Origin of the sequence: Pseudomonas sp. KK18 (assembly GCF_037094675.1) — a bacterium.
Taxonomy (GTDB): Bacteria; Pseudomonadota; Gammaproteobacteria; order Pseudomonadales; family Pseudomonadaceae; genus Aquipseudomonas.
Genome location: NZ_CP146605.1, coordinates 2,890,274 through 2,914,942, shown reverse-complemented (window position 1 = coordinate 2,914,942; position 24,669 = coordinate 2,890,274). Strand labels below are relative to the sequence as shown.

Genomic DNA, 24,669 nt, shown 5'->3' with positions numbered 1-24,669 from the left:
GGCGGTGGCGCCGCCATCGCCCCGCCTGGCCAAGGCCTTCGCAATGCACAAGAAATTCCTCACGATCCAGAGCAAGATCGCCCTGCTCGCCGGCCTCTGCCTGTTATTGGTGGTCGGCCTGCTGATGAGCCTGTCGCTGTACCAGACCCACCAGAGCAGCCAGCACGTGGCCCAGGCCAGCAGCGACATGCTCGCTGCCGCCGCCAAGGAACACATGCAGGCACTGGGGCAAGTTCAGGCCATGCAGGTGCAACGCACCTTCATGCAAACCCATGAATACGGCCAGGGCTTGTCGCGTTATGTGCTGTACCTGCGGCAACTGCAACAACAGGGCAAACTGACCCGCCCAGAGTTGCGCCAGGAGCTGAATACCCAGCTGCGCCAGGCCCTGGTCGACAAGCCCGACCTGCTCGGGATTTACGTCATTTTCGAAGCCAATGCCCTGGACGGTGACGATGCCCACTTCGTCGACCAGGCCGCCGTCGGCAGCAACGAGGCCGGGCGCTTCGCCCAATACTGGGTGCAGGCCACCCCGGGTGAACTGACAGCGGTAGTCGGCGACGAAGCGCTGCTGGCCAATACCTCGCCCGGCCCCAGCGGCGCGCCGTACAACGCCTTCTACACCTGCGCCCGCGACACCGCCAGGGCCTGTGTGCTGGAGCCGTATTTCGACGAGGCTTCCGGCAGCCGCAAGCTGGTGACCAGCATTGCGTTCCCACTGATGGAGCACGGCAAGGTGATCGCGGTGATTGGCCTGGACATCAACCTGGCGGCCTTGCAACAGGCCAGCCATACCAGCGCCGGGCAACTCTTCGACGGCCACGGGCAAGTCAGCATCGTCAGCCCCGAAGGCGTGATTTCCGCCTACAGCGAGGACGCCAGCCGCCTCGGGCAGCCGATCAGCGAAGTCATGCACGATGGCGCCCAGGTACTGGACGCGTTGCGCCAGGGGCAACCGCAAACCTTTGTCGATCAACAGCAAATCAAGCTACTCGAACCGCTGGCACCGATTGCCGGTGCCGCACCGTGGGGCGTTCTGGTGGGTGTGCCGCAGTCGGTGCTGCTGGCGCCGGTCACTGCGCTGCAACAGCAACTCGATGCCCAAGGGGTGAAAAGCACCGCCCTGGAACTGCTGCTGGGTGGCGGCTCGGCCCTGCTCGGCCTGCTGTTGATCTGGTACGCCGCGCTGCGCATCACCCGGCCGCTGCAAACCCTGACCCGGGTGATGGAGGACATTTCCCGGGGCGAAGGCGACCTGACGCGGCGGCTGGAGGTGCAATCCCGGGACGAAATCGGCCAGTTGGCCAGCGCCTTCAACCGTTTTGTCGAACGCATCCACCAGTCAATTCGCGAAGTGTCTTCAGCGGGGCTCGGGGTTAACCAGGTGGTCAAGCGGGTGTTGCTGGCCTCGAATTCCTCGCTGAACAACTTCGATGAACAGGCGACCCGCACCAACAGTGTCGCGGCGGCGATCAACGAACTGGGCGCCGCCGCCCAGGAAATCGCCCGTAATGCCTCCGATGCTTCGCAGCAAGCCTCCGGCGCCCGGCAACAGGCTGAGGACGGGCGCCAGGTGGTGGAGCGCACGATTGCCGTGATGAATGAACTGTCGGGCAAGATCAGCGCCTCGTGCGTGCACATCGATGCGCTGAATCACAAGACGGTGAACATCGGGCAAATCCTGGAGGTGATCAAGGGCATCTCCCAGCAGACCAATCTGCTGGCACTGAACGCCGCCATTGAAGCGGCCCGGGCCGGTGAGGCCGGGCGCGGGTTTGCGGTGGTGGCCGATGAGGTGCGCAGCCTGGCCTATCGCACCCAGGAGTCGGCGCTGGAGATTCAGCAGATGATCGAAGAGTTGCAGGTGGGCGCACGGGAATCCGTCAGCACCATGACCGAGAGCCAGCAGCACAGCGAGGAAAGCGTGAGCATCGCCAACCTGGCAGGTACGCGGCTGGCCAGTGTGACGCAGAGGATTGGCGAGATTGATAACGTCAACCAGTCGGTAGCGGCGGCGACCGAGGAACAGACGTCGGTGGTGGAAGCGCTGAATGTGGACATTACCGAGATCAATATGCTGAACCAGGCCGGGGTGGAAAACCTGCAGTCGACGCTGCAGGCCTGTACCGAGCTTGAGCGTGAAGCGGAACGCTTGAATCAGCTGGTGGGCAGCTTTCGCATCTGACCAACAACTGCCCCGCAGGCCCCATGTGGGAGCGGGCTTGCTCGCGAAGACAGAGTGTCAGCCACTGAATAGGTTTCTGATACACCGCCTTCGCGAGCAAGCCCGCTCCCACATTTGATCTCCTGAACCTTCAGCAATGGGCGCCAGCATGCTCAATCCGGTGAAACAGCCGGTTGAAGTACACCAGGCTGTCGCCCTGCCCCCGCACCCCAACCCGCGACAACTCCACGAACATCACCGAATGCGACCCTACCTCCTTGCACTCACTGATACGCCCTTCCAGCTGCACCAGCGCATCCCGCAGCACCGGCACCCCCGCCTCGCCTCCGTCCCACAGGTCCCAGGCAAACCGCTCCGCCATGGGCACCTGGGTCATCCCGGCAAAGTGCCGCGCCAGCTCTTCCTGCTCCCCGCACAGCACGTTCACGCACAGCTGCCCATTGGTACGGAACACATCATGGGTCGCACTCCCGCGGTTCACGCACACCAACACCGTGGGTGGCGAATCCGTCACCGAGCACACCGCACTCGCCGTGATCCCGCAACGCCCGCCCGGGCCGTTGGTGGTGATGATGTTCACCGCGGCCGGCAGTTGCGCCATGGCGTTGCGAAAGTCGATTTGCTGCTGGCTCAGGTCGGCCATGTCGGTGCCCCTTTACGGTCCGTGGGTGATGCCACAAGACTAAGACGCCCCGTGCGGCGCGACCATTCAGACGATCCCCATGCCGACTAGGTGGTTTCTTTATCGTCAGGGCCGTTCACACTGGGTATTCTGCTGGCAAGGCTCCACAGATGAGCCAATGTCCGCCGCAGCGTGCCCGCGTGCGAAAACAATAATTAGAAATTCTCGTGGCAGTCCCTGATGGAAATTCGCACACCGATTGTTTACATCGTTGATGACGACAAAGACCTGCGTACCTCGCTGGCCTGGCTGCTGGAGTCGGTCAGCGTAAAGGCCCAATGTTTCGCCGGGGCCGAAGAGTTCCTTGCGCACTACGACCCGCGCCAGCCCGCCTGCCTGGTGCTGGACGTGCGCATGCCGCAGACCAGCGGCTTCCAGTTGCAGGAGATCCTCAACCGGCGCGGCAGTACCTTGCCGACCATCTTCGTGTCGGCCCACGGCGACATACCGATGTCGGTCACCGCAATGAAAAACGGCGCGCTGGATTTCGTCGAGAAGCCCTACAACCCGCAACAGATGATCGACCGCATCCAGGCCGCGCTGAAGACCGCTGTACAGGCCCAGGCCGACCAGGAACAGCGCGAGCACCTGCAAGGCAAGCTGGCGCTGCTGACGAGCCGGGAGCGAGAAGTGTTGATGCTGGTGGTGGACGGCAAGGCGAGCAAGGTGATTGCCCGCGAGCTGAACATCAGCGTGAAGACCGTTGACGTGCACCGCACCAAGATCAAGGAAAAGATGGGCGTGACCAGCATCGCCATGCTGGTCCGCGAGGTGTTGTATCCCTAGGGCGCGATGATTGAATGTGGGAGCTGTCGAGCCTTGGCGAGGCTGCGAAGGGATCGCGGCGGTGTACCTGTCAGACCGAGTGGCCTGCATCGCGGGCAAGCCCGGCTCCCACAGGAAAATGCATTCCAGGTTCGGGAGCGGCACGCATCAATGATGGCTATAGCGCTTGCGGTACTCGCCCGGTGACACGCCAAAGCGCGACTTGAACGCCGATGAGAAGTAGCTGGAGTCGGAGAAGCCCCAGGCATAACAGAGTGCCGACAGCTTCTGCTCCGCCGGCGAATGGCGCAGGGTTTCGGCGCAGAAATCCAGGCGTCGGTGCTTGATGTATTGCGCCACCACCAGCCCGCGCTTGGAAAACATCCGGTACAGCCCGCGCACCGATACCCCGACTTCCCGGGCGATCAGCTCCGGGCAGAGTTCTTCGGCGCCGATGTGCGCATCGATGTAGGCGATGGTCTTGCGAAACTGCCGTTCCTGGGTGTCCACGCCGTTGTCCCGGGCGCTGATCCCCGGCAGCAGCAGGCTGACCAATGCATCCAGCACGGCTTCGCTTTCCTGCATGCCCAGGTCGTTTTGCTGGCGGGTGTCGAGCACCATCTGGCTGGCCATCAGCGCCAACGGCGTGCGCGCCGAGATCCGCGTCGCGCAGTTGACCGCCGTGAAGTGCGAACCGCGCTCCACTACCTGGCGCGGCAGGATCAGCGACAATTGCCGGGAGTTGTCGTGGTAGGTCATGTCACTGGGGCGGCAGGCGTCGATCAGGGCGATGTCACCGCAGCCCAGTTGCGCACGGTTGTCGCCCTGTTCCAGCTGCGCGCTGCCCTGCAACTGGAACACCGCGTAGTAGTGCCCTTCATTGCCCGTACTGACTTCCTTGCTGCTGCGATACAGATGCACCTGGGCCATATCGACCACGCTGAGCTTGATCGCGCCGCTGCGAAACTCGCTCAATTCCCCATAAAACCCCGCGCCCAGGGCCCTGGCATCGAAGCGTCCACAGGCCAGGTTAACCTGCTGTAACCAACGCTCGAACGATTCGTTACGTTGCACCGTTGAACTCATCATGACCGCAAGGCCTCACGTTTTTTATTTTTTTGGTCCCAGCAATCTTACGGGTAGCGCCGATCAAATATCCAATACCAGACGAGCGGAAACCGCCCGGGAAACACACGCACAAATCTGCCGGTTGGCGGCCTTCTCCTTGGTCGACAGGCAATTGTCACGGTGCTCGGGCACGCCTTCCAGCACCTCGACAATGCAGGTGCCGCAGAGGCCTTCGCGGCACTCGGTGTCGATGTCGCAACCGTGGGCCTGCAATACGTCCACCAGGCTGGTATTCGCCGGTACTTGCAGCACCACGCCGGAGCTGGCCAGCTCCACCTCGAAACCACCGCTGGGCCCGACATTCACCGCTGGGTCGGCCTGGAAGTGCTCCAGGTGGATCGCTTCCTCGGGACGGCTGCGGGCCGCCACTTCCACCACCTTGTGCATGAACGGCGCGGGGCCGCAGGTGTAGACGTGGGCAGCCGCGCCCGCCTGCTCCAGGCAGGTACTCAAGGCCGCATCCAGCGCGCCCGGCTCGACGCCATAGTGAAACTGCACATGCTCGCCGAATGTATCGGCCAACAGCTGGGTAAACGCCGCGTACTGCGCCGAACGTGCAAAATAGTGCAGGCGCCACGGCTGGCCGCTGTCGGCCAGTCGATAGGCCATGCTCAACAGCGGCGTCACCCCGATACCGGCGGCAAACAGCGCATGGGCCGGCGCCTCCGGGTCGAGGCGGAACAGGTTGCGCGGCGCGCCCATCTCCAGCTCCATGCCCTCCTGCACCTGCTCATGCAGGGCCAGGGAGCCGCCACGGGATTGCGCCTCTTTCTTCACCGCCACCAGGTAAGCGCGGCCATCGTGGGGCGGGCTGCACAGCGAATACTGGCGGGTGACGCCGGTTGGCCCGGTGAGGTCCACATGGGCCCCGGGCTCATAACTGTCGAGGGGCTGGCCGTCACTGCGCACGAGGCGAAAGGAACGGATATCCAGCGCTTCATCGACGATGCGTTCGATCTTCACCTTCATCATTGCAGCACCTGAATCCTGTTGTTTCGGTTGAACGCTAACCTGTGGCGAGGGAGCTTGCTCCCGCTGGACTGCGCAGCAGGCCCACTCTCTTCGGCGATGACTAGCGCATGAACAGCCCGCCGTTGATGTCCCAGCACGCGCCCGTGATCGAGGCGGCGTGGTCGGCGATCAACAGCAGCACGGTGTCGGCGATGGTGTGCGGGTCGCCGAGGGTGCCCGTCGGGATAATCTTGAGGATCTGCTCCAGGCGCTCCGGCGCCACGGTTTCGCGCACTACCGGCAAATCAAGCGGGCCTGGCGAAATGCTGTTGACCGTCACGCCCCGGGGCGCCAGTTCACGGGCGAAGACCTTGGTCAGCGTAGCCACGCCGCCCTTGGCCGCGGCGTAATGCGCGCCAGTGGCAGTTCCGCCGTTTTGCCCGGCGAGGGAGGCGATATTGACGATGCGCCCGAACCCTCGTTCGGCGAAATGCGCACCAAACACCTGGCAGGCCACGAACGTGCCCCGCAGGTTGATCGCCATCGATTCGTCGAATTCCTCGGGTGTGATGTCCATCAGCGCCGCAACTTTCGACACCCCGGCGTTGTTCACCAGAATATCGGTGCCGCCCCAGCGCTCGCTGAGCAAGTCCCGGGCGCGAATAAAATCGGCCTTGTTGCGCACATCCAGCTCGATGGCGACGGCGGTTTCGCCGCGGTTGTCGAGTTCAGAGGCCAGGCGCTGCACGCCGTCCAGGTGCACATCCGCCAGGCCCACGCGGTAGCCTGCGGCGTGCAGGCGCCGGGCGATGCATTCGCCGAGGCCACGGGAGGCGCCGGTTACAAGCGCGATTCGGTTCATCAGGATGTCCTCATCTCAACTGTGGGAGCGGGCTTGCTCGCGAATGCGGTGTGTCAGTCAATGCATGTGGCGACTGATCCACCGCATTCGCGAGCAAGCCCGCTCCCACATTGGTTTTGTGTCGTTGTTTGAATCGTGCTTACAACAGAAAGCCGAGCGCACTCAGGCTGTCGGTGGAATTGATCAGCCGCACCACCTTGCGCTCCAGGGTCGCGACCCCGGCGCTGAACCGGATGCGGTAATTCAGGTCGGCCACAAACGGCGTGTGTACTCCGCGCTTGTAGGCGTACAGCAGCTGCGCACAGTTAACCTCCACCACCTCGCCCGCCGCTTCCACCAGGGTGAATCGCGACACACTGCGCACGGTTTTCGCCGCATCCACCGCCGACGGTGAATACCCCGCCGTCAGCCGTTCGATGCGCAGGTCACGCATGCGCGCATCGTCATAGGCATAGTTGAGGTTGGCTTCAAAATCCTCGGTGTCCGGGTCGATCGGCACGACGTAGCGCCCGCTCTCGCTCCACAACGCGGCCCATTGCACGTAGTCCTTGTGGTCCAGCAGTTCGGCTTCACGCCAGATGAATTCGATGGCCTGGGCCAGCGGTGCGGTAAAACCAGTCAGGGTGTTCATTGGCTCATCATCCTTTTCCACATGTCATAGGCCCCGCGCATGCCGCCTTCATCAGTGGCGTGGGATACCTTGTCGCCGTTGTCGGCCAGCACTTCGCGGTTCAGGCCACGGTTGACCAGGATCGGTGCGTCCACGCCGGCATACGAGCCGCGTTGCACCCGGTCCCAGGCTTCGGCGTCGTCGGGGCTGCCAAAGCCGAACGGGCCCTGGAAGTGTTCGTGGATGCGCAGGCGCTCGCGGTTGGCAACCTGTGGGCCGCCCTCCATGCCCAGGGCGACGTGGCGGATTTCGGTCTCGGTGACCGACACCGGGCGCAGCACCCGGAAGAACGACATCGACATGGCGACATTGGGAAACAGGTTGAGGTTGAACCCGGCGCCGTGCAGCGAGCGCACGATGCGTCGCACCTGGGCCGGCTCCATGGTTTTCGACAGTTCTTCGGTGACGTGGGCGAAACGCTCCTGCAATTGCTCGGTACCGTCGTCGTGGTCCAGGTCGACATGCTCGGGCACCATCACCATCACGCTGTGGCCATTGCCCAGGGAATGGGTGACGGCCTGCTCGTCGGTCATGAACGAGAGCATTTCCGAGGTCTCGGCGTCCACCGACGACATGAACGACTTGTGCACGATCGGGAAGTGGTAGCCGTCGGTGGTGTTTTCCAGCTGGATCTTCCAGTTGCCCTTGAAGCTGAACTTGTGTTCGCCCTGGGTCTTGATCGGGTAGCCGGCGCCCTGCTTCATGAACAGGTCCATCCAGTGTTTGGCGCCGCCGAGGAAGTCGGCCAACGGTTCGATATCGTCGTTGTAGCTGGCGAATACCATCCCGGCGTAGCTGTCCACCCGCAGGCTGGTCAGGGGTAACTCGGACTTTTCCAGGATGCCTTCGTAGCCGTCCGGGTAAGGCAGCGCCCGCAGCTTGCCGTCCAAGCCATAGGACCAGCTGTGATACGGGCAGGTGAAGCCGCTGGCGTTGCCCTTGTGCTTCTCGCAAACCGTGGCGCCACGGTGGCGGCAGCGGTTTTCCAGCACGTTGATCGCGCCTTTCTTGTCGCGCACCACAATCACCGGGCGCCGGCCAATGGTCGCGGTCTTGAAGTCGCCGCTGTTGCGCACTTCGCTTTCATGGGCGACCCAGACCCAGGTGCGGTAGAAGATCTTTTCCAGTTCGGCCTCGAACAGCGCCGGGTCGTTGTACAGCGAGACGTCGACGCGATCGTGCTTGACCAACTCGTCGAGGCTTTTTGATTTGGCAATCAGCCGGTATTCATGGGTACTCATGGAGCCCTCCTCAAGGCGTTGTTCTTATTGGCGAGCCGTGATGCTCTGCTGCAGTTGTGCGCCGAGGGCACACACCCATTCGTCCTGGCCCTTACGGCCGATAATCTGTAGCCCGACCTTCAGCCCGCTGTCGGCCAGGGTCACCGGCACCGTCAACGCCGGGTGGCCGCTGAGGTTGAATGGCCGCACCAATGGCGTCATGCGGGCCACGGCCTGGCTGCCGTTGCGGGCTTCGGCCAGGGTCGGCGGCAGGTCCGGCATCGTCGGCAGCAGCAACACGGAGAATTCTTCGAGCGCGGCGTCCACCTGGTGGCTGAAGCGGGTGCGCACGACTTCGGCTGCGGCCAAATCAGCAGCGCTGGTGCGGCTGGCAGCCAACAAGCGTTGTTCGACATCCGCACCGATCAGGCCCTTGCCGGTGAGGTGACCGAAGGCTGCCCAGTTTTCGACGTTAATCACCGTAAGGCCGGCGCCGAACGCCGTGTCAAAGTCGTCCAGATGCAGACGCTGCTGACGCCAGCCGGCCGCGTCGACGGCAGCCATCAGGCTCGCCTTCAGCCATGGCTCACAGGCCACATCCAGAAAGCCCACCGGCACGCTGCCGGACGGCGCCGCCTGTGCCTGGAAACCCGGGCAAATCACCTGCATCGCGGCAATCAGGTCCTGCATGTTCGCGGCAAACGGCCCGACGCAATCGAGGCTGGATACCGCCGGTTGCGCGCCAGTGCGGCTGACTCGGCCATAGGTCGGTTTCAACCCGGCAATCCCGCAGCACGCCGCCGGCACCCGCACCGAGCCGCCGGTGTCGGTACCAATGGCGATATCCGCCAGGCCCGCCGCAACCGCCGCGGCCGAACCGCTGGAGGAGCCGCCCGGCACCCGGTCCGGCGCCTGGGGATTGACGGGCGTACCGCTCCAGTCGTTGATGCCGGTGACGCCAAATGCCAGTTCATGCAGGCTGGTCTTGCCGACGATCTGCCAGCCGGCATCCAGGACCGCCTGCACCACGTGCGCATGCCGCGTCGCCGGCGGAGCATCGGCAAAGGCACGACTGCCCGAGCGGGTCGGATACCCGGCGATGTCGATGGAATCCTTGATGGCCACGCGTCGGCCGCTGCCACCGAGTAAAAATTCGCTGACGAAGGTACTCATGGGTTCACCCCCAACATGCTATTGAACAGGCGCTGCGTACGGAAATGCGCGATCAGCCAGGTGCCGTCGACACGGCGAAAATCGATGGTCAGCCGCGTGCCGAACAACTCGCTGCGCTGGTCGGCGTAGGTGGAAATCTGTTGCATGATCCACTGCCCTGCAGCCGCGCTGCCGTCTACCTGGATCGACTCACTGGTGAGGTAATGCAGGTTCAGCGCAAAGTGTTCCGACGGTGGCAGGTAGCTGCCGACAAACGCCGCCACCGCGTCGCGCCCCTGATGCTGGCCGAAGGTCTGCGCGGTACTTGTGCCAATGCCTTCCCACACCGCATCCACGGTGAACAGCTCGGCCAACTCGCGAACGTTGGTCGCCGCCCGGGGCACGTCGCACAGGTCCATGTAGCGCGCCATCAAGCGCCTTACCTGGCTCTCCCCTTCAAGGGTTTCAACACGCTGCAACAGGTCCATGGCTCACACCCTGGCCGCTTCGGGAATGGTCAGCGGGCGGCCGATCCGTGCTTCAACCTTGGCGTAGCGCCACAGGCTGTATTCACCCACCGGCGTGGTACGGAACAGGTTGCAGGCGTCGATCACCGACTGGTGGCAGTCGACGTCGGCCATGATGTAGACGGTCCACGGCGAGGTGGTCGACGGGCCGACCATCAAGCGGTCGTCATCCATCGCCCCCAGCACGTTGATGCCCGGCATGGCGCCGAGGTCGCCCATCATCTGGCTGAAGCCTTTCCACACGCTCAGGCCTTCGCCGGTAGGCAGGTCGAAAAAGTTCTGGGTGATGCCGATGCAGAAGACGACGCGCAGCGGTTCTTGAGTGGCTTGGGACATGGGTTGTTCCTTGAAAGTCAGATGTAGCCAGGAAATGGAGGAACGCCGAGGAACACCGAGCCCGCGCCGTCGTACAGGCCTTCGCTGAGGAAGGCGTGCTGGGTCACCACCATGGCGTCGCGCAGGTAGCGTTGCAGCGGGTGGCGCAGGTAGATCGCGGTGGTGCCCGCCAGGCTGTATGCGCTCTGCACCACGGCGGCGCCGGCCTGGGACACGTGAATGGCGGTCAGGCGCAGCAAGCTGGTTTGCTCGGCCGTGACCGGGTTGCCGGCGAGGATCGAGTTCCACACTTGTTCGGTGGCGCCGTAGAAAAAGCCCCGAGCGGCGCTCAGCCGGGCTTCGGCCTTGGCGATTTCGATGCGCACGTAGGCGCGGTCCGCCAGTTTCGGTGCGCCGGTGATGCCGCTGCCGCTGGCCATGGCGCTGATTTCATCGAGGGCCGCGCGGGCCAGGCCGAGGTTGACCACCGCCAGCACCTGTGCGGCGTAGGCAATCGAGGGATAACGAAACAGCGGCTCGTCGATGGTGGCGGCGCCGCCACGGATGAAGGTCCAGCGCTCGTCGATGTATTGGTCGGTAACTCGCAGGTCATGGCTGCCGGTGCCCTTGAGGCCGACCACGTCCCAGTTTTCGATGATTTCAACCTGGCCGGGCTTGAACACGGCAGTGCGTGGCTTGCCGCCCGCCGCACCGATGCCCACGCCCAGCAGGTCGGCGCCTTTGCAGCCGCTGGCAAACTTCCAGGTGCCGTTGACCTGCCAGCCGCCCTCGACGGTTTCCGCCGGCTGCAGCGGGAACAGGCCACCGGCAAACACCAGGTCGGGGCTGTCGGCGTACAGTTCGGCGAGGGTTTCCTGGGGCAAGGCCGCAAGATACACCCCGGCGCTGCCGAAGCTGGCAACCCAGCCGGCAGAGCCATCGGCTTCGGATATGCGCTCGATCATCTGCAAGAACGTTGCGGGGGCCAGGGCATCGCCGCCGAAACAACGGGGCGTGGCCGCCCGGTAGATGCCCACCTGCTTGAAGCGTTCGATCATGTCCCGTGGCACGTGGGAGCCGGCGTCGAACTCGTCGCGGCGCTGGCGCACTTCATCGAGCACCTGCTGGAACAGCGTGGGCTGCACGTCGGGTAAAGCGTCTGGTTGCACGAGGGCCGAACGCAGCATGGGCTTTCTCCGTTGTAGTTGTTATGGACGCCGTGTCGGGCGTTGATAGGTCCAGTGTAAAAAGCCCGACCACCGTCAACTATTGGGGCGTGCAGCCCACCGGCTAAAGAAATCCCCTAGTGCGCCCCCGATTACTTCTGAGCGTGCCCCCGGATGCAAACCGGTATAACTTGCCACCGTAGTCGTCCCCTCCACCGCCAAGGGCTACGCGATGTACCTACCCAATAACAATGATTTCCACACCCTGATCGAAGCCATGCCGATCTGCACCATCCTTCACGATGCGCAGAGCAAGGACATCCTCTGGGCCAACACCGCGGCGCTGTCGGCGCTGGGGTTTACCCTGGAAGAACTGATCCCGCTCAAGGCCCCGGACATGACCCGGGACGCACCGAAGTACAAGCGCTCCATCGGCTTGCGTTGGCTTGAGCGCGCGGCCCGCAGTGGCCAGCGCACCATCGAGTGGTGTTATCGCTCCAAGGCCGGGGTGGAGATTCTTTCGGAAGCGGTCGCGACGCTGGTGCACCTGGACGGGCGCGACGTGCTGATGGTGCAGTTCCGGGATATTTCCCGGGAAGACAAGGTGAAGCGGGACCTGATCCGCGCCGAGGAAGCCCGGCGTGTCAGTGAACAGCAGCTTGAGTACCTGGCCCGATACAACGCCATGGGCGAGATGGCGGTGGCGATTGCTCATGAGTTGAGCCAGCCACTGGCGGCCACGCGCAACTTTATCGAGGGGGTTTTGATTCGTCTGGGCGATACCCACAGTGCCGACCAGGGGGTGAACTGGGGGCTGCAAAGTGCTGTGCGGCAGGTCGAGCATGCGTCAACGATCATCAAGAGTGTGCGTGATTATGTGGTCAAGCTGGAGCAGAGCGCGGAGTGGGTGGACCTCAATGAGTTGCTGCAGGAAACCCGATATTTCATCAGCCTGCGGGCCGAGCCGAGTCAGGTGCGGCTGGAACTGTTCCCCAGTATTGAACCGCTGATGGTGCTTTGTGAAAAAGTGCTGATCGGGCAGGTGATTCTGAACCTGGCATTCAATGCTATTGAAGAGATGAGCGAGCTGCCCGTCGAACGTCGGGTGCTGCGGCTGCATGCCTGCCGTGATGGAAACGTGGCGCGGTTGAGTGTCGAGGATTGTGGACGCGGGATTCAGGCTGTGGCTCGGGAGAAAATCTTTGACGGGTTCTTTTCGTCGAAGGTGGGTGGTAACGGGATTGGGCTGGCGTTGTGCAAGAACATCATTGGTCGGCATCAGGGGGATATCTGGGCGCAGAATCTGGAGCCGTGTGGGGCGGTGTTCAGTTTTTCGTTGCCTTTGGTGGGGTCTTGAGATGGGGGGGTATATCCGTTTCTTCGGTAACGGCCACCTATGGTTCCGCTCTTACAGCGGGTCACTTTTTTACAAACGCCTAAAAAAGTAACCAAAAAACGCTTTGCCCCACCACTCGGTGCCTCGCCTAGGCTCGGCATGCCCGCACTCCGGCACGCTTCCGCGGGCCGCCGCGACGGGCCATCCATGGCCCGGCGCGGCTAAATCGGCATCCTTGCCGATTTACCCGCTCCACCGTGCCTACTTGCGGCCATCGTGGTTGACGGGGCCCGCAGATCAAGATCAAAAGCAAGAGCACAGCGGCCTCCCGGCCGGCTTGAGTGTTAAAAGCAAAGGCAAGATCCAGAGCGAAAGCCAAATCTGAAGCTGATGCAGCTCTGCTTTTCTGTGGGAGCTGGCTTGCCTGCGATGCAGACAACTCGGTCTTTCAGGCATACCGAGGTGATGCTATCGCAGGCAAGCCAGCTCCCACATTTGACCGTGCCCGCTTTAGCTTTTGATTTTGCTTCTAAACACTCAAGCCGGCCGGTAGGCCGCTGTGCTCTTGATCTGCTTTTGATCTTGATCTTAGGCGCCCCGTTAAACCACGCTGGCCGAACGCAGGCTTTGGAGCGTGGGTAACCCGGCAGGACGCCGGGTTAGCCGCGCTGGGCCAAGGATGGCCCATCGCGGCGGCCCACGGTCCAAAGCCGGAGTGAGGGCACACCGAGCCTAGGCGAGGTGCCGAGTGGTGGGGCAAGAGCCTTTTGGTTACTTTTGGGCTCCTTTCAAAAGTGACCCGCTGTAAGAGCGGAACCAATACCAGCCATAACAAAAATAACGGATATACACCCTACCCCAAACCATTGGCACAGACACACAACCACTTGGCAGACACAACAATTCTTGCAATCGCCCCACAAGGCAGAATCCACTTGCAAGAATCTGCCAAAGCACCCGCGATTAGCAAAACACAATAATTCAGGGAGTGCCCCTAATGCGAAGCAACAGGATCAACGTACAGTCAGCGCTGGGTCTGGGCCTGCTTGTACTCGGCTTGAACAGCGCCCGGGCGGATTTACCGCCAGACACCATCGGCCAGACCACCCTGGCCTTTCCACCGGAAGCCCACCGCGCATTCGTGGTAGACGTCGAATTCGAAAGCTTCGTGGTCGGCCGCGTCACCGTGGTAGATCCCGACAAGAAGCGCGTCCTCGGCATGGTCCCCACCGGCTTCGCCGCGCCCTCGGCCCTGAGCCACGACCAGAAGACCCTGTACAGCGCCGACATCTACTATTCCCGCGGCACCCGGGGCGATCGCACCGATGTGCTCACCGCCTGGGACAGCTCCAGCCTGTCGCCCGCCTGGGAAGTGCTGATCCCGAACAAACGCGCCGAATCCCTCACCCAGCGCTATGGCCTGAAGACCAGCGGCGATGACCGCTTCGTCTACGTCTACAACTTCACACCCTCCACCTCGGTGACCGTGGTCGACACACAGTCCCGCTCCGTCACCGCCGAAATCGCGATCCCGGGCTGCGTACTCAATTACCCGGTCGGCACTCGCCGCTTCGCCTCCCTGTGCGGTGACGGCAGCCTGCAAGTGGTGACGCTGAACGAGCAGGGCCAGGAAACCTCGCGCAACCGCACGCACTTCTTCGACCCCAACGCCGAGAAGCTCAACGAACGCGCGGTGAACGTGGGCGACACCTACTACTTCACCACCACCACCGGCACCATCCGCCCGGTAGATTTCTCCGGCGATGAGCCGAAAATCCTGCCGTCCTGGTCACTCACCACCGACGCGGAAAAGAAAACCGGCTGGGCCCCGGGTGGCTGGCAGTTGATGGCCGTGGCACCAAAGCTCAACCGCATGTACGTGCTGATGCACGACAACCACGAGCCGATGAAGTGGGAAGACCCGAGCACCATCATCTGGGCCTATGACCTCAAGACCATGAAGAAGATAGCCACCCTGGAAGCCCCGACCCCGGTCTGGAGCATGCAGGCCACCGGCGACGACAAGCCCCTGTTGCTGGGCGCCGACGTCGAAGGCGGCTTGCAGATCTTCGACCTCAAGACCAACAAACTCACCGGTAGCATGGCCAAGGTAGCGAAGACCGCAACCCAGATCATGAGCTACTAAAGAGGTTCGGCCATGCATATCGACCCGATCTTCATCATTGCCAGCGCCCTCGCCATCGCGGTGTTGCTGGCCAGTGCCGCGACCCACAAGTTGCGCGCACCGGCACGCTTCGCCCGGCAACTGGCCGATTACCAGTTGCTGCCAGAGGCAGTGACTCGCCCCGCCGCCCGGGTAATCCCGGTGCTGGAACTGGTGATTGCCTTTGCCCTGCTGGTGCCGGCCAGCCGTTCCTGGGCCGCCCTCGGCGCCGCCGGCCTGATTGCACTGTACGCCGCCGCCATTGGCATCAACCTGTGGCGCGGCCGCCGGGACATCGACTGCGGCTGCGCAGGCCCCGACCAGGCGCAGCCGTTGCGGCCGATCCTGCTGTTGCGCAACGGCGCACTGGTGGCCGTGGCCCTGCTGGCCAGCGTGCTGCCGATTGCCCGTGACCTGGGTTTTTTCGACGGCTTCGTCACCGTCGCCGCCAGCGCCGTCGCGCTGCTGATTTACGCCGCAGCCGATGGCCTGCTGGCGAACTCCCCTCTTCTGCTCAAACTGATTGGTAGGTGATCAATGGAAGGCCTTATTGTTTCCAACGTACTGCTGTGGGTACTGCTGCTGGCGCTGGCGTTTGCCGTGATGGGCCTGGTGCGCCAGATTGGTGTGCTGCACGGGCGCATCGCCCCGGCCGGCGCACTGATGGTCGACAAGGGCGTGGCGGTGAATGAGCCGGCCCCGCAAGTCACCGCTTCCGACCGTAAAGGCCGCCCGGTGAACTTCGGCTATGCCGGTGAGAAGAACCAGTTGCTGTTCTTCCTCTCGCCCACCTGCCCGATCTGCAAATCCCTGTTGCCGGCGATCAAGTCCATCGCCAGGGAACAGGCTGACCGACTCGATGTGGTGTTTATCAGCGACGGCGACATGGAAGCCCAGCACGCGCTGATCACCGAACACAAGCTGGACGACGTCACCTACGTGGTCGGCCCGGAAGTCGGCATGACCTACCAGATCGGCAAGCTGCCGTATGCCGCGCTGATCGACAAGAGCGGCACCTTGCGCGCCAAGGGCCTGGTCAATTCCCGCGAGCACCTGGACAGCCTGTTCGAAGTCGAACACCTGAAAAGCGCGACGCTGCAGGAATACCTCAACAGCCAGCCGCAGCCCCACGACCACAGCCACGGCCATAGCCACTGATTAAGGCAGGGAGACTCTCATGAAATTGCTGGATCTGTTATTCGAGCGCTCGACCCGTCGCCTGGCCGACACCACGTCGCGACGCAAACTGTTGGCCCGTATGGGTTCGCTGATGGTCGCAGGCGCCGCGTTGCCCCTGCTGCTGCCCCTGGACCGCACCAGCAAGGCGCTGGCTGCCGATAACCCGAAAGCCGGTGACCCGGGCGACCCGAACAGTTGCGACTACTGGCGCTACTGCTCCATCGACGGTTTCCTGTGCAGTTGCTGTGGCGGTTCGGTGACCTCCTGCCCACCGGGCACCGAGGCGTCCCAGGTGACCTGGATCGGCACCTGCCGCAACCCGGCGGATGGCAAGGACTACATCATTTCCTATAACGACTGCTGCGGTAAGCAAAGCTGCGCCCAGTGCGCGTGCACGCGTAACGACAGCGAGGAACCGGCATACCGGCCGTTCAACAACAACGATGTGAACTGGTGCCTGGCGGCCAAATCCCACATCTACCACTGCACGGTCTCGATCATTCGCGGCGTCGCGGTTTAACTCACCCTTGTGGCGAGGGAGCTTGCTCCCGTTGGAGTGCGAAGCGCTCCCAGAGATCTTGGGGCCGCAGCACAGCCCAACGGGAGCAAGCGCCCTCGCCACAGGTCAGTGCAAGAGGCTTGTCATGCGTACGTTGTTTTTGCTGAGCTTGATGTGTGTCTTCGCCACCCCGCTCGCCCAGGCTCGGGCCATTCCCAATCCAAACCAGAAGCACGCACCGGGCAATGAGTCGCCGCAAACGCCGATCGCCCAGGCCGGGTACAGCGTGGCGACCAACTATCAGCTGCAGTGTGCCGGCTGCCATCTGGGCAGCGGCATGGGCTCGGCGGCGAACGACACACCGAGGATGACCGGGTTTGTCGGCAACTTTCTGAAGGTGCCAGGCGGGCGGGAGTTTTTGGTACGGGTGCCGGGGATGTCGCAGTCGGCGCTGAACGATGGGCAACTGGCGGATTTGCTGAACTGGCTGATGCGCCCGGACGGGATGGCGGGCAAGAGTACGCCGGTGGATTACAAGCCCTATAGCGCCGAGGAAGTCACTGAATTGCGGCACAAAGCGATGCTCAATCTGCCGGGCACAAGGGCGGGTTTGATCAAGGAAATGCGGGCGCAAGGGATTGCGATTGAAGATGGAATGCCCAACTGAACGAAACGCGATCCAAATGTGGGAGCGGGCTTGCTCGCGAATGCGGTGTGTCAGTCACCCAATGCATCAACTGAACCACCGCATTCGCGAGCAAGCCCGCTCCCACATTTTTGATCGGCGTATCCCCTGATCAGGCGTGTTGTTTGCGGTACTCACCCGGCGCAATGCCGAACCGTGACTTGAACGCCGTCGAAAAATAACTCGAATCCGAAAACCCCCACGAGTACCCCAGCACCGAAAGCTTTTCCTCCACCCTGGATTGGCGCAGGGATTCAGCACACAAATCCAGCCGTCGGTTCTTGATGTACCGCGCCACCACCAGGCCCTTGCGGGCAAAGATCCGGTACAGCCCGCGCACCGACATCCCCACCTCCCGCGCCAGCCACTCGGGGCACAGCTCTTCGGAGCGAATGTGCTGGTCAATGCACTCCAGCGTCTTGCGGAACACTCGCTCATGGGCGTCGCTGCCCTCGCCCGCCTGGCTGATCGCCGGGCGCAGCAGGTTGATGATCGCCTCCAGCGTCGCCTCGCTTTCCTGCAAGGTCAGGTTGTCTTGCCGGGTGGCCTCCAGAATCAGCTGCCGGGACAGCATCGCCATCGGCGACGTCGCCTCGATCCGGTGCCCGCATTTGACCGGGTTGAAACGCAAGGTCTGCTCCACCAGGTACGACGGCAGGATCAACGACAACTGCCGCGAATTCTCGCTGTAGGTGAAGTCGCTGGGGTGCGCCGCATCGATCAGGGTAATGTCGCCGGCGCGCAACAGCGCCTTGCTGTCACCCTGGGCCATGCCGGCCGTGCCGTCGAGCTGGAACACGGCAAAGTACTTGCCGCCCTCGCCCGCCGCGATTTGGCTGGGGGTACGAAACAGCCGCGCCTGGCAGGCGTCGACAAAGCTGAGTTTCAGCGCGCCGCTCTGGTACTCGCGGATCTGCCCGGAAAAACCATCCCCCAGGATCTGCCCATCGAATGCGCCACAGATCTGATTGATCTGATGGATCCATTGGTCGAACCCATCACAGCGCTGTGCAATTGAAGACATCATGTTCAGGCCTCACGCAGGCTTATTTTTATTCTCTACGCCACATCACTCCACCCGTTCTCCTGAACAGCGTCGCTCCTTATTTCAGGCCTCCGAACCGCCGGTAAAAGCTTTCGCCAACGTCCGGCAACGGGCCGTCGGCAGTTTCCAGCGCGCTGTTCAGCCATTCCTCGGCCTTGGCGTAGATCAACCGGTAAATATTGCGGCACAACTGGCGGGCGGCGCGGCCTTCCCAATCGCCGGGAAGCAATTCATCGGGCAATTGCGGGTCGCGCAGCAGCAGTTTGCGGTACTCATGGATAAGCAGGACCCGTGCCAGGAAACAATCCGCAGGCTGTAGCTGTTCCTGCTCGCGAAGCGCTTGCCAGAGCGGTCGGAACAGTTGGATGAACTCGCTGTAATGGGCCGCCAGCTCCTCGATGTTCCAGCTCTCGCGCACCTGCACCCGCAGGGCCTTGGAGGCCAGTACATCCTGGGCGGTGGTTTCGAAGACGATGGTGTCTTCCTGGGCGCCGAGGTCGAGCAAGGTGGCGTTGACGTCGGCGCGGTCGCTGCGTGGGCAGGCCAGCACGGTCGGGGCAATCGCACCAAAACCTTGCCACTCCAGCTCTTCACGCACTTGTTTGCGCTTGTCCTGGGTCAACTGCGTGAGCATCACCAGGCACCACGAGCCATCCCATGCCGGCACGCTGGAGCTGTAGACCCGCTTGAAGGCCTTGTCGAAACGCCGACGCCCGGCACCGGTCAGGCTGTAGTAGCTGCGGCGCCCGACTTTTTCGGCGGTCAGCCAGCCTTCCTTGGTCAGGCGAAAGATCGAGGTGCGGATCAGCCGTTCATTGATGCCGATGGGTTCGAGCAACTGGATCAGGCTGCCCAGCCACACCGTCCCGCCGTGGGGTTCGATGGCGTCCCCGTACAAGGTGATGATCAAGGAACTGGCGCGAATCGGCGTCTGCTCCTGGAAGCGGGTAATCAGTTGGTTCAGGGGTGTCAGTGACGACATGGGCGTACCGAGGCAAAAAGAGAAAATATACCGTTTTTAGCGGCGTCGGGATGCAGGCGATTCATCTGCCCTTGGGCCGCAGGCCGCTGTCGCTGATGCGTGGGCGATCAGCTTCCGGTGCGCTCAGGGGTGCGCATTCCTGCATCTGCTCCAGGCAACGCTGAGCCAGGCGCTGGTATTCACGGGTGCCGGTTTGTTTCCAGTGCACCTCTTCATCACTGAGGCTGCGCTTGACGCTGGCCGGCGTGCCCATCACCAGCGACTGCTCAGGGCACTCGAAACCGGCTTTGACGAACGCCGCCGCCGAGACGAATGAGCGAGCGCCGATACGGGCGTTGTCCATCACCACCGCATTCATGCCCACCAGCGCATCGGTGCCGATCCGGCAACCGTGCAGCACGGCGCCGTGGCCGATATGGCCGTTGCGCTCGACCACCGTATCGCTGTCCGGGAAGCCGTGCATCACACAGGTGTCCTGCAGGTTGGCGCCTTCTTCGAGGACGATGCGCCCGAAGTCGCCGCGCAAACTCGCCAGCGGCCCTACATAGCAATGGGGGCCGATGATCACGTCGCCGATCAGTACCGCCGAGGGATGGACGTAGGCCGTGGGGTCGACCACCGGGGTCAGGCCGTCGAGGCTGTAGCAAGTCATGGGGATTCCTTTTATGGCGTATTCGCAAAGCGATGCCGATCTTGGCTTATTTTGTATCACATCATTTTTACAAGCACAAAGCTGTAAAAGCGTATCACTTGAATCATGTGTCGCCGTGGCTTGATACGGTGCCGCTGATAATCGACGTAAAGCCAATAAAATAGAGGATTTATCAGGTATTTACCGACCAGCACAGCGAGCTGTTCATTTTCATCAAACTCAAAACAAGACACACCAAATCAATTTTATCATTGCATTTATGTATCACGTTGAAGCTATACTCCGGCAAAACCGGCTGACCACGCCGATCCAATAATGAGCCGGCTGACCGCCGAGCGTGCACCGTGAGGGCCTCACGACCATGAACTTCGAACACATCCTGTTTTCCATCGAGGCCGGCGTCGCCCTGCTCAGCCTCAATCGCCCCGACCAGCTCAACAGCTTCAACACGCAGATGCACGGCGAAGTCCAGCAGGCGTTGAAGCAAGTCCAGGAAAACCCCGACGTACGCGTGCTGCTGCTGACCGGTGAAGGCCGCGGCTTTTGCGCCGGGCAAGACCTCAGCGACCGCAACGTGGCACCCGGCAGCGCGGTGCCGGACCTGGGCGAATCCATCGAGAAGTTCTACAACCCGCTGATCCGCCAACTGCGCGACCTGCCTCTGCCGGTGATCTGCGCGGTCAACGGTGTGGCGGCCGGTGCCGGCGCGAACATCCCGCTGGCCTGCGACCTGGTGCTGGCAGCACGCTCGGCGAACTTCATCCAAGCCTTCTGCAAGATCGGCCTGATCCCCGATTCCGGCGGCACCTGGACCCTGCCGCGCCTGGTGGGCATGGCCCGCGCCAAGGCGCTGGCCCTGCTGGGCAACCGCCTGAGCGCCGAGCAGGCGGAGCAATGGGGCCTGATCTACCGCTGCGTGGACGACGCCGAATTGCGCAACGAAGCCCTGACCCTGGCCCGCCACCTGGCCACGCAACCGACCTACGGCCTGGCGCTGATCAAGCGCAGCCTGAACGCCAGCCTGAGCAACAGCTTTGACCAACAGCTGGAGCTGGAGCGCGACCTGCAACGCCTGGCCGGGCGCAGCGAGGATTACCGCGAAGGCGTCGCCGCCTTCATGGAAAAACGCAGCCCAAGCTTCAAGGGCCGCTGAAAGGAGCGCACCACATGACCAACCATGAAGCCATGAACCTGGCCAACCAGTGCGCCCAGGCCATGTTCAGCCGCGATGCCGCCAGCCAGGGCATGGGCATGCGCCTGCTCTCGGTGGCGCCGGGTTGCGCACGACTGGGCATGAGCGTGCGCGCCGACATGATCCAGGGCCACGGCACCTGCCACGGCGGCTACCTGTTTGCGCTGGCGGACTCGGCATTCGCCCTGGCCTGTAACAGCTACAACGACGCCACCGTGGCGCTGGGCTGCAGCATCGACTACATCGCCCCGGCCCACCTGGGCGACACCTTGAGTGCCGATTGCCGCGAGCAAAGCCGCTCGGGTCGCACCGGCAACTACGACGTCCGTATCGAAAACCAACTGGGCCAGCTGATTGCGCTGTTCCATGGCAAATCCTACAAAGTGCGCGGCACGGTGCTGGCGCAGGAGAATCCGAATGAATGACGCCTTGATCATCGACGCAGTCCGTACCCCGATCGGCCGCTACGCCGGCGCCTTGAGCAGCGTGCGCGCCGACGACCTCGGAGCGGTGCCGCTGCGCGAACTGCTGCGCCGCCACCCGCAAGTGGACTGGAGCAGCGTCGACGATGTGATCTACGGCTGCGCCAACCAGGCCGGCGAAGACAACCGCAACGTGGCGCGCATGTCGGCGCTGCTGGCCGGGCTGCCGGTGAGCGTGCCGGGCACCACCCTCAACCGTTTGTGCGGCTCGGGGCTGGACGCCATCGGCAGCGCGGCCCGGGCGATTCGCTGTGGCGAGGCTGGCTTGATGCTGGTGGGCGGCGTGGAATCGATGTCCCGGGCACCGCTGGTAATGGGCAAGGCCGAACAGGCGTTTTCCCGCGATGCGCAGCTATATGACACCACCATTGGCTGGCGCTTCGTCAACCCGCTGATGAAAAAGGCCTACGGGATCGACTCGATGCCGGAGACCGCTGAAAACGTCGCCGAGCAGTTCAATATCTCCCGTGCCGACCAGGACGCGTTTGCCCTGCGCAGCCAGCAACGTGCAGCCGCCGCCCAGGCCAGCGGGCGCCTGGCCAGGGAAATCGTCGCGGTGGAAATCCCCCAGCGCAAAGGCCCGGCCAAGGTGGTGGAACACGACGAACACCCCCGCGGCGACACCACCCTTGAACAACTGCAGAAACTCGGCACGCCATTCCGCGAGGGTGGCAGCATCACCGCCGGCAATGCATCCGGGGTCAACGACGGCGCCTGCGCCCTGCTGCTGGCCAGCGCGGAAGTTGCCAAGCGTCACGGCCTGGTCGCCCGCGGCCGGGTGGTGGCGATGGCCACCGCCGGCGTGGAACCGCGCATCATGGGCATCGGCCCGGTGCCGGCGACCCGCAAGGTGCTGGAACTGGCCAACCTGAGCCTGGCGGACATGGACGTGATCGAGCTCAACGAAGCCTTCGCCGCCCAGGGCCTGGCGGTGCTGCGCGAGCTGGGCCTGGGGGACAACGACCCACGGGTGAACCCCAACGGCGGCGCCATCGCCCTCGGCCATCCACTGGGGATGAGCGGCGCACGGCTGGTAACTACCGCCCTGCATGAATTGGAGGAACGTGGTGGCCGCTACGCGCTGTGCACCATGTGCATCGGCGTGGGCCAAGGCATCGCGCTGATCATCGAGCGCCTGTCCAACTAAAGATTCGCGATTCCCGGGGAGCCTAGCGGTATCCTTGGGGCATGCACTCAAAGCCCACGGTGTGCGGTGGGCTGATACACAAAAATAATTCGAGTGAACTCATGAACATGCCTATTCCAAACGCCGTGCTTAACCCTGTGCTGGACCCGCTGGAAACCGCCAGCGTCGACGAACTGCGCGCCCATCAACTGGAGCGCCTGCGCTGGAGCCTGCGCCACGCCTACCAGAATGTGCCGCTGTACCGTCAGCGCTTCGACGCGCTGGGGGTGCACCCGGATGACATCAAGTCCCTGGACGACCTGGCCAAGTTCCCGTTCACCACCAAGGGCGACCTGCGGGACAGTTACCCCTACGGCATGTTTGCCGTGCCGATGAACGAGGTGGTGCGCCTGCATGCGTCCAGCGGCACCACCGGCAAGCCGACGGTGGTGGGTTACACTCAGAACGACATCGACACCTGGGCCAATGTGGTGGCCCGCTCGATCCGCGCGGCCGGTGGGCGGCGTGGCGACAAGGTGCATATTTCCTATGGCTACGGGCTGTTCACCGGCGGCCTTGGTGCCCACTACGGCGCGGAACGCCTGGGTTGTACGGTGATTCCGATGTCCGGCGGGCAGACGGAAAAACAGGTGCAACTGATCAAGGATTTCCAGCCGGACATCATCATGGTCACGCCCTCGTACATGCTGAACATTGCCGATGAAATCGAGCGCCAGGGCATTGATCCACAGAAGCTGGCGTTGCGACTGGGGATCTTTGGGGCCGAGCCGTGGACTGCCGAGCTGCGCAGTGCAATCGAGGCGCGACTGGGGATTACGGCGCTGGATATTTACGGGCTGTCGGAAATCATGGGACCTGGGGTGGCCATGGAGTGTGCGGAAACCAAGGATGGCCCGACCATTTGGGAGGATCACTTCTACCCGGAGATCATCGACCCGGTGACGGGTGAGGTGCTGCCGGACGGGCAGATGGGTGAACTGGTGTTTACCTCCTTGAGCAAGGAGGCGCTGCCGATGATTCGCTACCGCACCCGGGATTTGACGCGGTTGCTGCCGGGGACAGCGCGGCCGATGCGGCGGATCGACAAGATCACCGGGCGCAGTGATGACATGTTGATCATTCGCGGGGTTAATGTGTTTCCCACGCAGATCGAGGAGCAGGTGCTTAAAATAAAACAGCTTTCAGAGTGTTATGAGATACATCTGTATCGTAATGGCAACCTGGACAGTGTGGATGTGCATGTGGAGCTGAAGGCTGAGCATCAGCACCTCAATGATGAACAACAGAAAGCCGTCTCCAGCGAACTGAGCAGGCACATCAAGACGTATATCGGGATCAGCTCGCGTATCGTTTTGCAGCCGCTGCATTCGATCAAGCGGTCTGAGGGAAAGGCATGCCATGTGATGGATCGTCGCCCTAAAGCATGACTGCTGCACCTTTTTGGCCCCGCATTTGCGGGGCTTTTTTTTGCTCGTTTTTTGGGGTGGGGGTAGAGCACCAGCAAAATCAAAGGCGCACACGGTTCAAATGTGGGAGCGGGCTTGCTCGCGAAGGTCGTTAACGATGACGCGGGCATCCTGATTCAACGCGGCGCACTCAGGTTCTTCGCGAGCAAGCCCGCTCCCACATAAAGCGGCCCTGTTTTTTGCCTACTGGCCCTGCTTACCACGATGACCGGGAACC

The 24,669-nt window shown here is 62.7% G+C and carries 25 protein-coding genes; 12 read left to right on the top strand and 13 right to left on the bottom strand.

Translation table 11 applies throughout. From position 1 onward, the window contains the following. Nucleotides 1-43 precede the first annotated feature (43 nt). The gene (locus V6607_RS13285) at nucleotides 44-2,185 is read left to right on the top strand and encodes a methyl-accepting chemotaxis protein (protein WP_102368722.1); all 2,142 of its coding nucleotides are present in this window, start codon (nucleotides 44-46) and stop codon (nucleotides 2,183-2,185) included. A 130-nt stretch (nucleotides 2,186-2,315) separates the two neighbouring features. On the opposite strand, the gene hpaC is transcribed toward V6607_RS13285, so the two are convergent. Next, nucleotides 2,316-2,828, bottom strand: a complete 513-nt coding sequence (hpaC, locus tag V6607_RS13280) for a 4-hydroxyphenylacetate 3-monooxygenase, reductase component (protein ID WP_003212611.1) — start codon at nucleotides 2,826-2,828, stop codon at nucleotides 2,316-2,318. 219 nt (nucleotides 2,829-3,047) lie between these two features. On the opposite strand from hpaC, the gene V6607_RS13275 reads away from it, so the two are divergent. Then, the gene (locus V6607_RS13275) at nucleotides 3,048-3,653 is read left to right on the top strand and encodes a response regulator (RefSeq protein WP_003212609.1); all 606 of its coding nucleotides are present in this window, start codon (nucleotides 3,048-3,050) and stop codon (nucleotides 3,651-3,653) included. 147 nt (nucleotides 3,654-3,800) lie between these two features. On the opposite strand, the gene feaR (V6607_RS13270) is transcribed toward V6607_RS13275, so the two are convergent. From feaR (V6607_RS13270) to V6607_RS13230, 9 genes are all read right to left on the bottom strand, one after another. After that, nucleotides 3,801-4,721: a transcriptional regulator FeaR gene (gene feaR / locus V6607_RS13270; RefSeq protein ID WP_134326265.1), complete on the bottom strand. Its 921-nt coding sequence runs from the start codon at nucleotides 4,719-4,721 to the stop codon at nucleotides 3,801-3,803. A 60-nt stretch (nucleotides 4,722-4,781) separates the two neighbouring features. Continuing rightward, entirely contained in the window at nucleotides 4,782-5,732 is a 951-nt protein-coding gene (locus V6607_RS13265) for a PDR/VanB family oxidoreductase (RefSeq protein ID WP_134326264.1), read from the bottom strand. Nucleotides 5,733-5,832: 100 nt separating this feature from the next. Further along, nucleotides 5,833-6,573, bottom strand: coding sequence for an SDR family oxidoreductase (locus V6607_RS13260; RefSeq protein ID WP_003208858.1), 741 nt, complete (start codon nucleotides 6,571-6,573; stop codon nucleotides 5,833-5,835). A 139-nt stretch (nucleotides 6,574-6,712) separates the two neighbouring features. After that, a complete protein-coding gene (locus tag V6607_RS13255; protein WP_008431075.1) occupies nucleotides 6,713-7,204 on the bottom strand; it encodes an aromatic-ring-hydroxylating dioxygenase subunit beta in 492 nt (163 codons plus the stop codon). Next, nucleotides 7,201-8,484 carry an aromatic ring-hydroxylating dioxygenase subunit alpha gene (locus tag V6607_RS13250; RefSeq protein ID WP_087694279.1) on the bottom strand — a complete coding sequence of 428 codons (1,284 nt, stop codon included), beginning with the start codon at nucleotides 8,482-8,484 and terminating at the stop codon, nucleotides 7,201-7,203. Before V6607_RS13250 ends, V6607_RS13255 begins: the two co-directional genes overlap by 4 nt. A 24-nt stretch (nucleotides 8,485-8,508) precedes the next feature. Continuing rightward, entirely contained in the window at nucleotides 8,509-9,636 is a 1,128-nt protein-coding gene (locus V6607_RS13245) for an amidase (RefSeq protein ID WP_134326263.1), read from the bottom strand. Next, a complete protein-coding gene (locus tag V6607_RS13240) occupies nucleotides 9,633-10,103 on the bottom strand; it encodes a nuclear transport factor 2 family protein (protein ID WP_134326262.1) in 471 nt (156 codons plus the stop codon). Before V6607_RS13240 ends, V6607_RS13245 begins: the two co-directional genes overlap by 4 nt. 3 nt (nucleotides 10,104-10,106) lie before the next feature. Further along, nucleotides 10,107-10,478, bottom strand: a complete 372-nt coding sequence (locus V6607_RS13235) for a hypothetical protein (RefSeq protein WP_003208867.1) — start codon at nucleotides 10,476-10,478, stop codon at nucleotides 10,107-10,109. 17 nt (nucleotides 10,479-10,495) lie between these two features. Beyond that, complete coding sequence (locus tag V6607_RS13230; protein ID WP_003208868.1) at nucleotides 10,496-11,644, bottom strand: acyl-CoA dehydrogenase family protein; 1,149 nt, start codon at nucleotides 11,642-11,644, stop codon at nucleotides 10,496-10,498. Nucleotides 11,645-11,855: 211 nt separating this feature from the next. Here V6607_RS13230 and V6607_RS13225 point away from each other — a divergent pair, with 211 nt between their 5' ends. From V6607_RS13225 to V6607_RS13200, 6 genes are all read left to right on the top strand, one after another. After that, nucleotides 11,856-12,980: a PAS domain-containing sensor histidine kinase gene (locus tag V6607_RS13225; RefSeq protein ID WP_087694281.1), complete on the top strand. Its 1,125-nt coding sequence runs from the start codon at nucleotides 11,856-11,858 to the stop codon at nucleotides 12,978-12,980. A gap of 976 nt (nucleotides 12,981-13,956) precedes the next feature. Beyond that, entirely contained in the window at nucleotides 13,957-15,105 is a 1,149-nt protein-coding gene (locus tag V6607_RS13220) for an amine dehydrogenase large subunit (protein WP_008431064.1), read from the top strand. A gap of 12 nt (nucleotides 15,106-15,117) precedes the next feature. Beyond that, nucleotides 15,118-15,657, top strand: coding sequence for a MauE/DoxX family redox-associated membrane protein (locus tag V6607_RS13215; protein WP_003208874.1), 540 nt, complete (start codon nucleotides 15,118-15,120; stop codon nucleotides 15,655-15,657). Nucleotides 15,658-15,660: 3 nt separating this feature from the next. Beyond that, nucleotides 15,661-16,281 carry a methylamine dehydrogenase accessory protein MauD gene (gene mauD / locus V6607_RS13210; RefSeq protein WP_003208875.1) on the top strand — a complete coding sequence of 207 codons (621 nt, stop codon included), beginning with the start codon at nucleotides 15,661-15,663 and terminating at the stop codon, nucleotides 16,279-16,281. Nucleotides 16,282-16,300: 19 nt separating this feature from the next. Further along, nucleotides 16,301-16,822: a methylamine dehydrogenase light chain gene (locus V6607_RS13205; protein ID WP_003208877.1), complete on the top strand. Its 522-nt coding sequence runs from the start codon at nucleotides 16,301-16,303 to the stop codon at nucleotides 16,820-16,822. Between the two features lie 124 nt (nucleotides 16,823-16,946). Further along, on the top strand, nucleotides 16,947-17,468 hold the full coding sequence (locus V6607_RS13200; protein WP_087694284.1) for a cytochrome C: 522 nt from the start codon (nucleotides 16,947-16,949) through the stop codon (nucleotides 17,466-17,468). A 130-nt stretch (nucleotides 17,469-17,598) separates the two neighbouring features. Here V6607_RS13200 and feaR (V6607_RS13195) read toward each other — a convergent pair whose 3' ends face one another. From feaR (V6607_RS13195) to paaY, 3 genes are all read right to left on the bottom strand, one after another. Then, a complete protein-coding gene (gene feaR, locus V6607_RS13195) occupies nucleotides 17,599-18,513 on the bottom strand; it encodes a transcriptional regulator FeaR (RefSeq protein ID WP_003208881.1) in 915 nt (304 codons plus the stop codon). A 76-nt stretch (nucleotides 18,514-18,589) separates the two neighbouring features. Beyond that, nucleotides 18,590-19,513, bottom strand: a complete 924-nt coding sequence (gene paaX / locus V6607_RS13190) for a phenylacetic acid degradation operon negative regulatory protein PaaX (protein WP_003208883.1) — start codon at nucleotides 19,511-19,513, stop codon at nucleotides 18,590-18,592. A gap of 61 nt (nucleotides 19,514-19,574) precedes the next feature. Continuing rightward, on the bottom strand, nucleotides 19,575-20,165 hold the full coding sequence (gene paaY, locus V6607_RS13185) for a phenylacetic acid degradation protein PaaY (protein ID WP_134326259.1): 591 nt from the start codon (nucleotides 20,163-20,165) through the stop codon (nucleotides 19,575-19,577). Between the two features lie 361 nt (nucleotides 20,166-20,526). Here paaY and paaG point away from each other — a divergent pair, with 361 nt between their 5' ends. The 4 genes from paaG to paaK all read left to right on the top strand — a co-directional run bounded on the left by paaG (nucleotide 20,527) and on the right by paaK (nucleotide 24,413). Then, nucleotides 20,527-21,318: a 2-(1,2-epoxy-1,2-dihydrophenyl)acetyl-CoA isomerase PaaG gene (paaG, locus tag V6607_RS13180; RefSeq protein WP_003208887.1), complete on the top strand. Its 792-nt coding sequence runs from the start codon at nucleotides 20,527-20,529 to the stop codon at nucleotides 21,316-21,318. Nucleotides 21,319-21,332: 14 nt separating this feature from the next. Further along, a complete protein-coding gene (gene paaI / locus V6607_RS13175) occupies nucleotides 21,333-21,782 on the top strand; it encodes a hydroxyphenylacetyl-CoA thioesterase PaaI (protein ID WP_008431049.1) in 450 nt (149 codons plus the stop codon). Then, nucleotides 21,775-22,986, top strand: a complete 1,212-nt coding sequence (gene pcaF / locus V6607_RS13170) for a 3-oxoadipyl-CoA thiolase (protein ID WP_134326258.1) — start codon at nucleotides 21,775-21,777, stop codon at nucleotides 22,984-22,986. The genes paaI and pcaF overlap by 8 nt, the downstream gene beginning before the upstream one ends. 101 nt (nucleotides 22,987-23,087) lie before the next feature. Then, nucleotides 23,088-24,413, top strand: a complete 1,326-nt coding sequence (paaK, locus tag V6607_RS13165) for a phenylacetate--CoA ligase PaaK (protein WP_134326257.1) — start codon at nucleotides 23,088-23,090, stop codon at nucleotides 24,411-24,413. Nucleotides 24,414-24,669 lie beyond the last annotated feature (256 nt).

What these genes read in the sequence shown, in the direction of transcription:
- V6607_RS13285 (WP_102368722.1), top strand. Translation starts at nt 44, where the DNA reads ATGCACAAGAAATTCCTCACGATCCAGAGCAAGATCGCCCTGCTCGCC.
- hpaC (WP_003212611.1), bottom strand. Translation starts at nt 2,828, where the DNA reads ATGGCCGACCTGAGCCAGCAGCAAATCGACTTTCGCAACGCCATGGCG.
- V6607_RS13275 (WP_003212609.1), top strand. Translation starts at nt 3,048, where the DNA reads ATGGAAATTCGCACACCGATTGTTTACATCGTTGATGACGACAAAGAC.
- feaR (WP_134326265.1), bottom strand. Translation starts at nt 4,721, where the DNA reads ATGATGAGTTCAACGGTGCAACGTAACGAATCGTTCGAGCGTTGGTTA.
- V6607_RS13265 (WP_134326264.1), bottom strand. Translation starts at nt 5,732, where the DNA reads ATGATGAAGGTGAAGATCGAACGCATCGTCGATGAAGCGCTGGATATC.
- V6607_RS13260 (WP_003208858.1), bottom strand. Translation starts at nt 6,573, where the DNA reads ATGAACCGAATCGCGCTTGTAACCGGCGCCTCCCGTGGCCTCGGCGAA.
- V6607_RS13255 (WP_008431075.1), bottom strand. Translation starts at nt 7,204, where the DNA reads ATGAACACCCTGACTGGTTTTACCGCACCGCTGGCCCAGGCCATCGAA.
- V6607_RS13250 (WP_087694279.1), bottom strand. Translation starts at nt 8,484, where the DNA reads ATGAGTACCCATGAATACCGGCTGATTGCCAAATCAAAAAGCCTCGAC.
- V6607_RS13245 (WP_134326263.1), bottom strand. Translation starts at nt 9,636, where the DNA reads ATGAGTACCTTCGTCAGCGAATTTTTACTCGGTGGCAGCGGCCGACGC.
- V6607_RS13240 (WP_134326262.1), bottom strand. Translation starts at nt 10,103, where the DNA reads ATGGACCTGTTGCAGCGTGTTGAAACCCTTGAAGGGGAGAGCCAGGTA.
- V6607_RS13235 (WP_003208867.1), bottom strand. Translation starts at nt 10,478, where the DNA reads ATGTCCCAAGCCACTCAAGAACCGCTGCGCGTCGTCTTCTGCATCGGC.
- V6607_RS13230 (WP_003208868.1), bottom strand. Translation starts at nt 11,644, where the DNA reads ATGCTGCGTTCGGCCCTCGTGCAACCAGACGCTTTACCCGACGTGCAG.
- V6607_RS13225 (WP_087694281.1), top strand. Translation starts at nt 11,856, where the DNA reads ATGTACCTACCCAATAACAATGATTTCCACACCCTGATCGAAGCCATG.
- V6607_RS13220 (WP_008431064.1), top strand. Translation starts at nt 13,957, where the DNA reads ATGCGAAGCAACAGGATCAACGTACAGTCAGCGCTGGGTCTGGGCCTG.
- V6607_RS13215 (WP_003208874.1), top strand. Translation starts at nt 15,118, where the DNA reads ATGCATATCGACCCGATCTTCATCATTGCCAGCGCCCTCGCCATCGCG.
- mauD (WP_003208875.1), top strand. Translation starts at nt 15,661, where the DNA reads ATGGAAGGCCTTATTGTTTCCAACGTACTGCTGTGGGTACTGCTGCTG.
- V6607_RS13205 (WP_003208877.1), top strand. Translation starts at nt 16,301, where the DNA reads ATGAAATTGCTGGATCTGTTATTCGAGCGCTCGACCCGTCGCCTGGCC.
- V6607_RS13200 (WP_087694284.1), top strand. Translation starts at nt 16,947, where the DNA reads ATGCGTACGTTGTTTTTGCTGAGCTTGATGTGTGTCTTCGCCACCCCG.
- feaR (WP_003208881.1), bottom strand. Translation starts at nt 18,513, where the DNA reads ATGATGTCTTCAATTGCACAGCGCTGTGATGGGTTCGACCAATGGATC.
- paaX (WP_003208883.1), bottom strand. Translation starts at nt 19,513, where the DNA reads ATGTCGTCACTGACACCCCTGAACCAACTGATTACCCGCTTCCAGGAG.
- paaY (WP_134326259.1), bottom strand. Translation starts at nt 20,165, where the DNA reads ATGACTTGCTACAGCCTCGACGGCCTGACCCCGGTGGTCGACCCCACG.
- paaG (WP_003208887.1), top strand. Translation starts at nt 20,527, where the DNA reads ATGAACTTCGAACACATCCTGTTTTCCATCGAGGCCGGCGTCGCCCTG.
- paaI (WP_008431049.1), top strand. Translation starts at nt 21,333, where the DNA reads ATGACCAACCATGAAGCCATGAACCTGGCCAACCAGTGCGCCCAGGCC.
- pcaF (WP_134326258.1), top strand. Translation starts at nt 21,775, where the DNA reads ATGAATGACGCCTTGATCATCGACGCAGTCCGTACCCCGATCGGCCGC.
- paaK (WP_134326257.1), top strand. Translation starts at nt 23,088, where the DNA reads ATGAACATGCCTATTCCAAACGCCGTGCTTAACCCTGTGCTGGACCCG.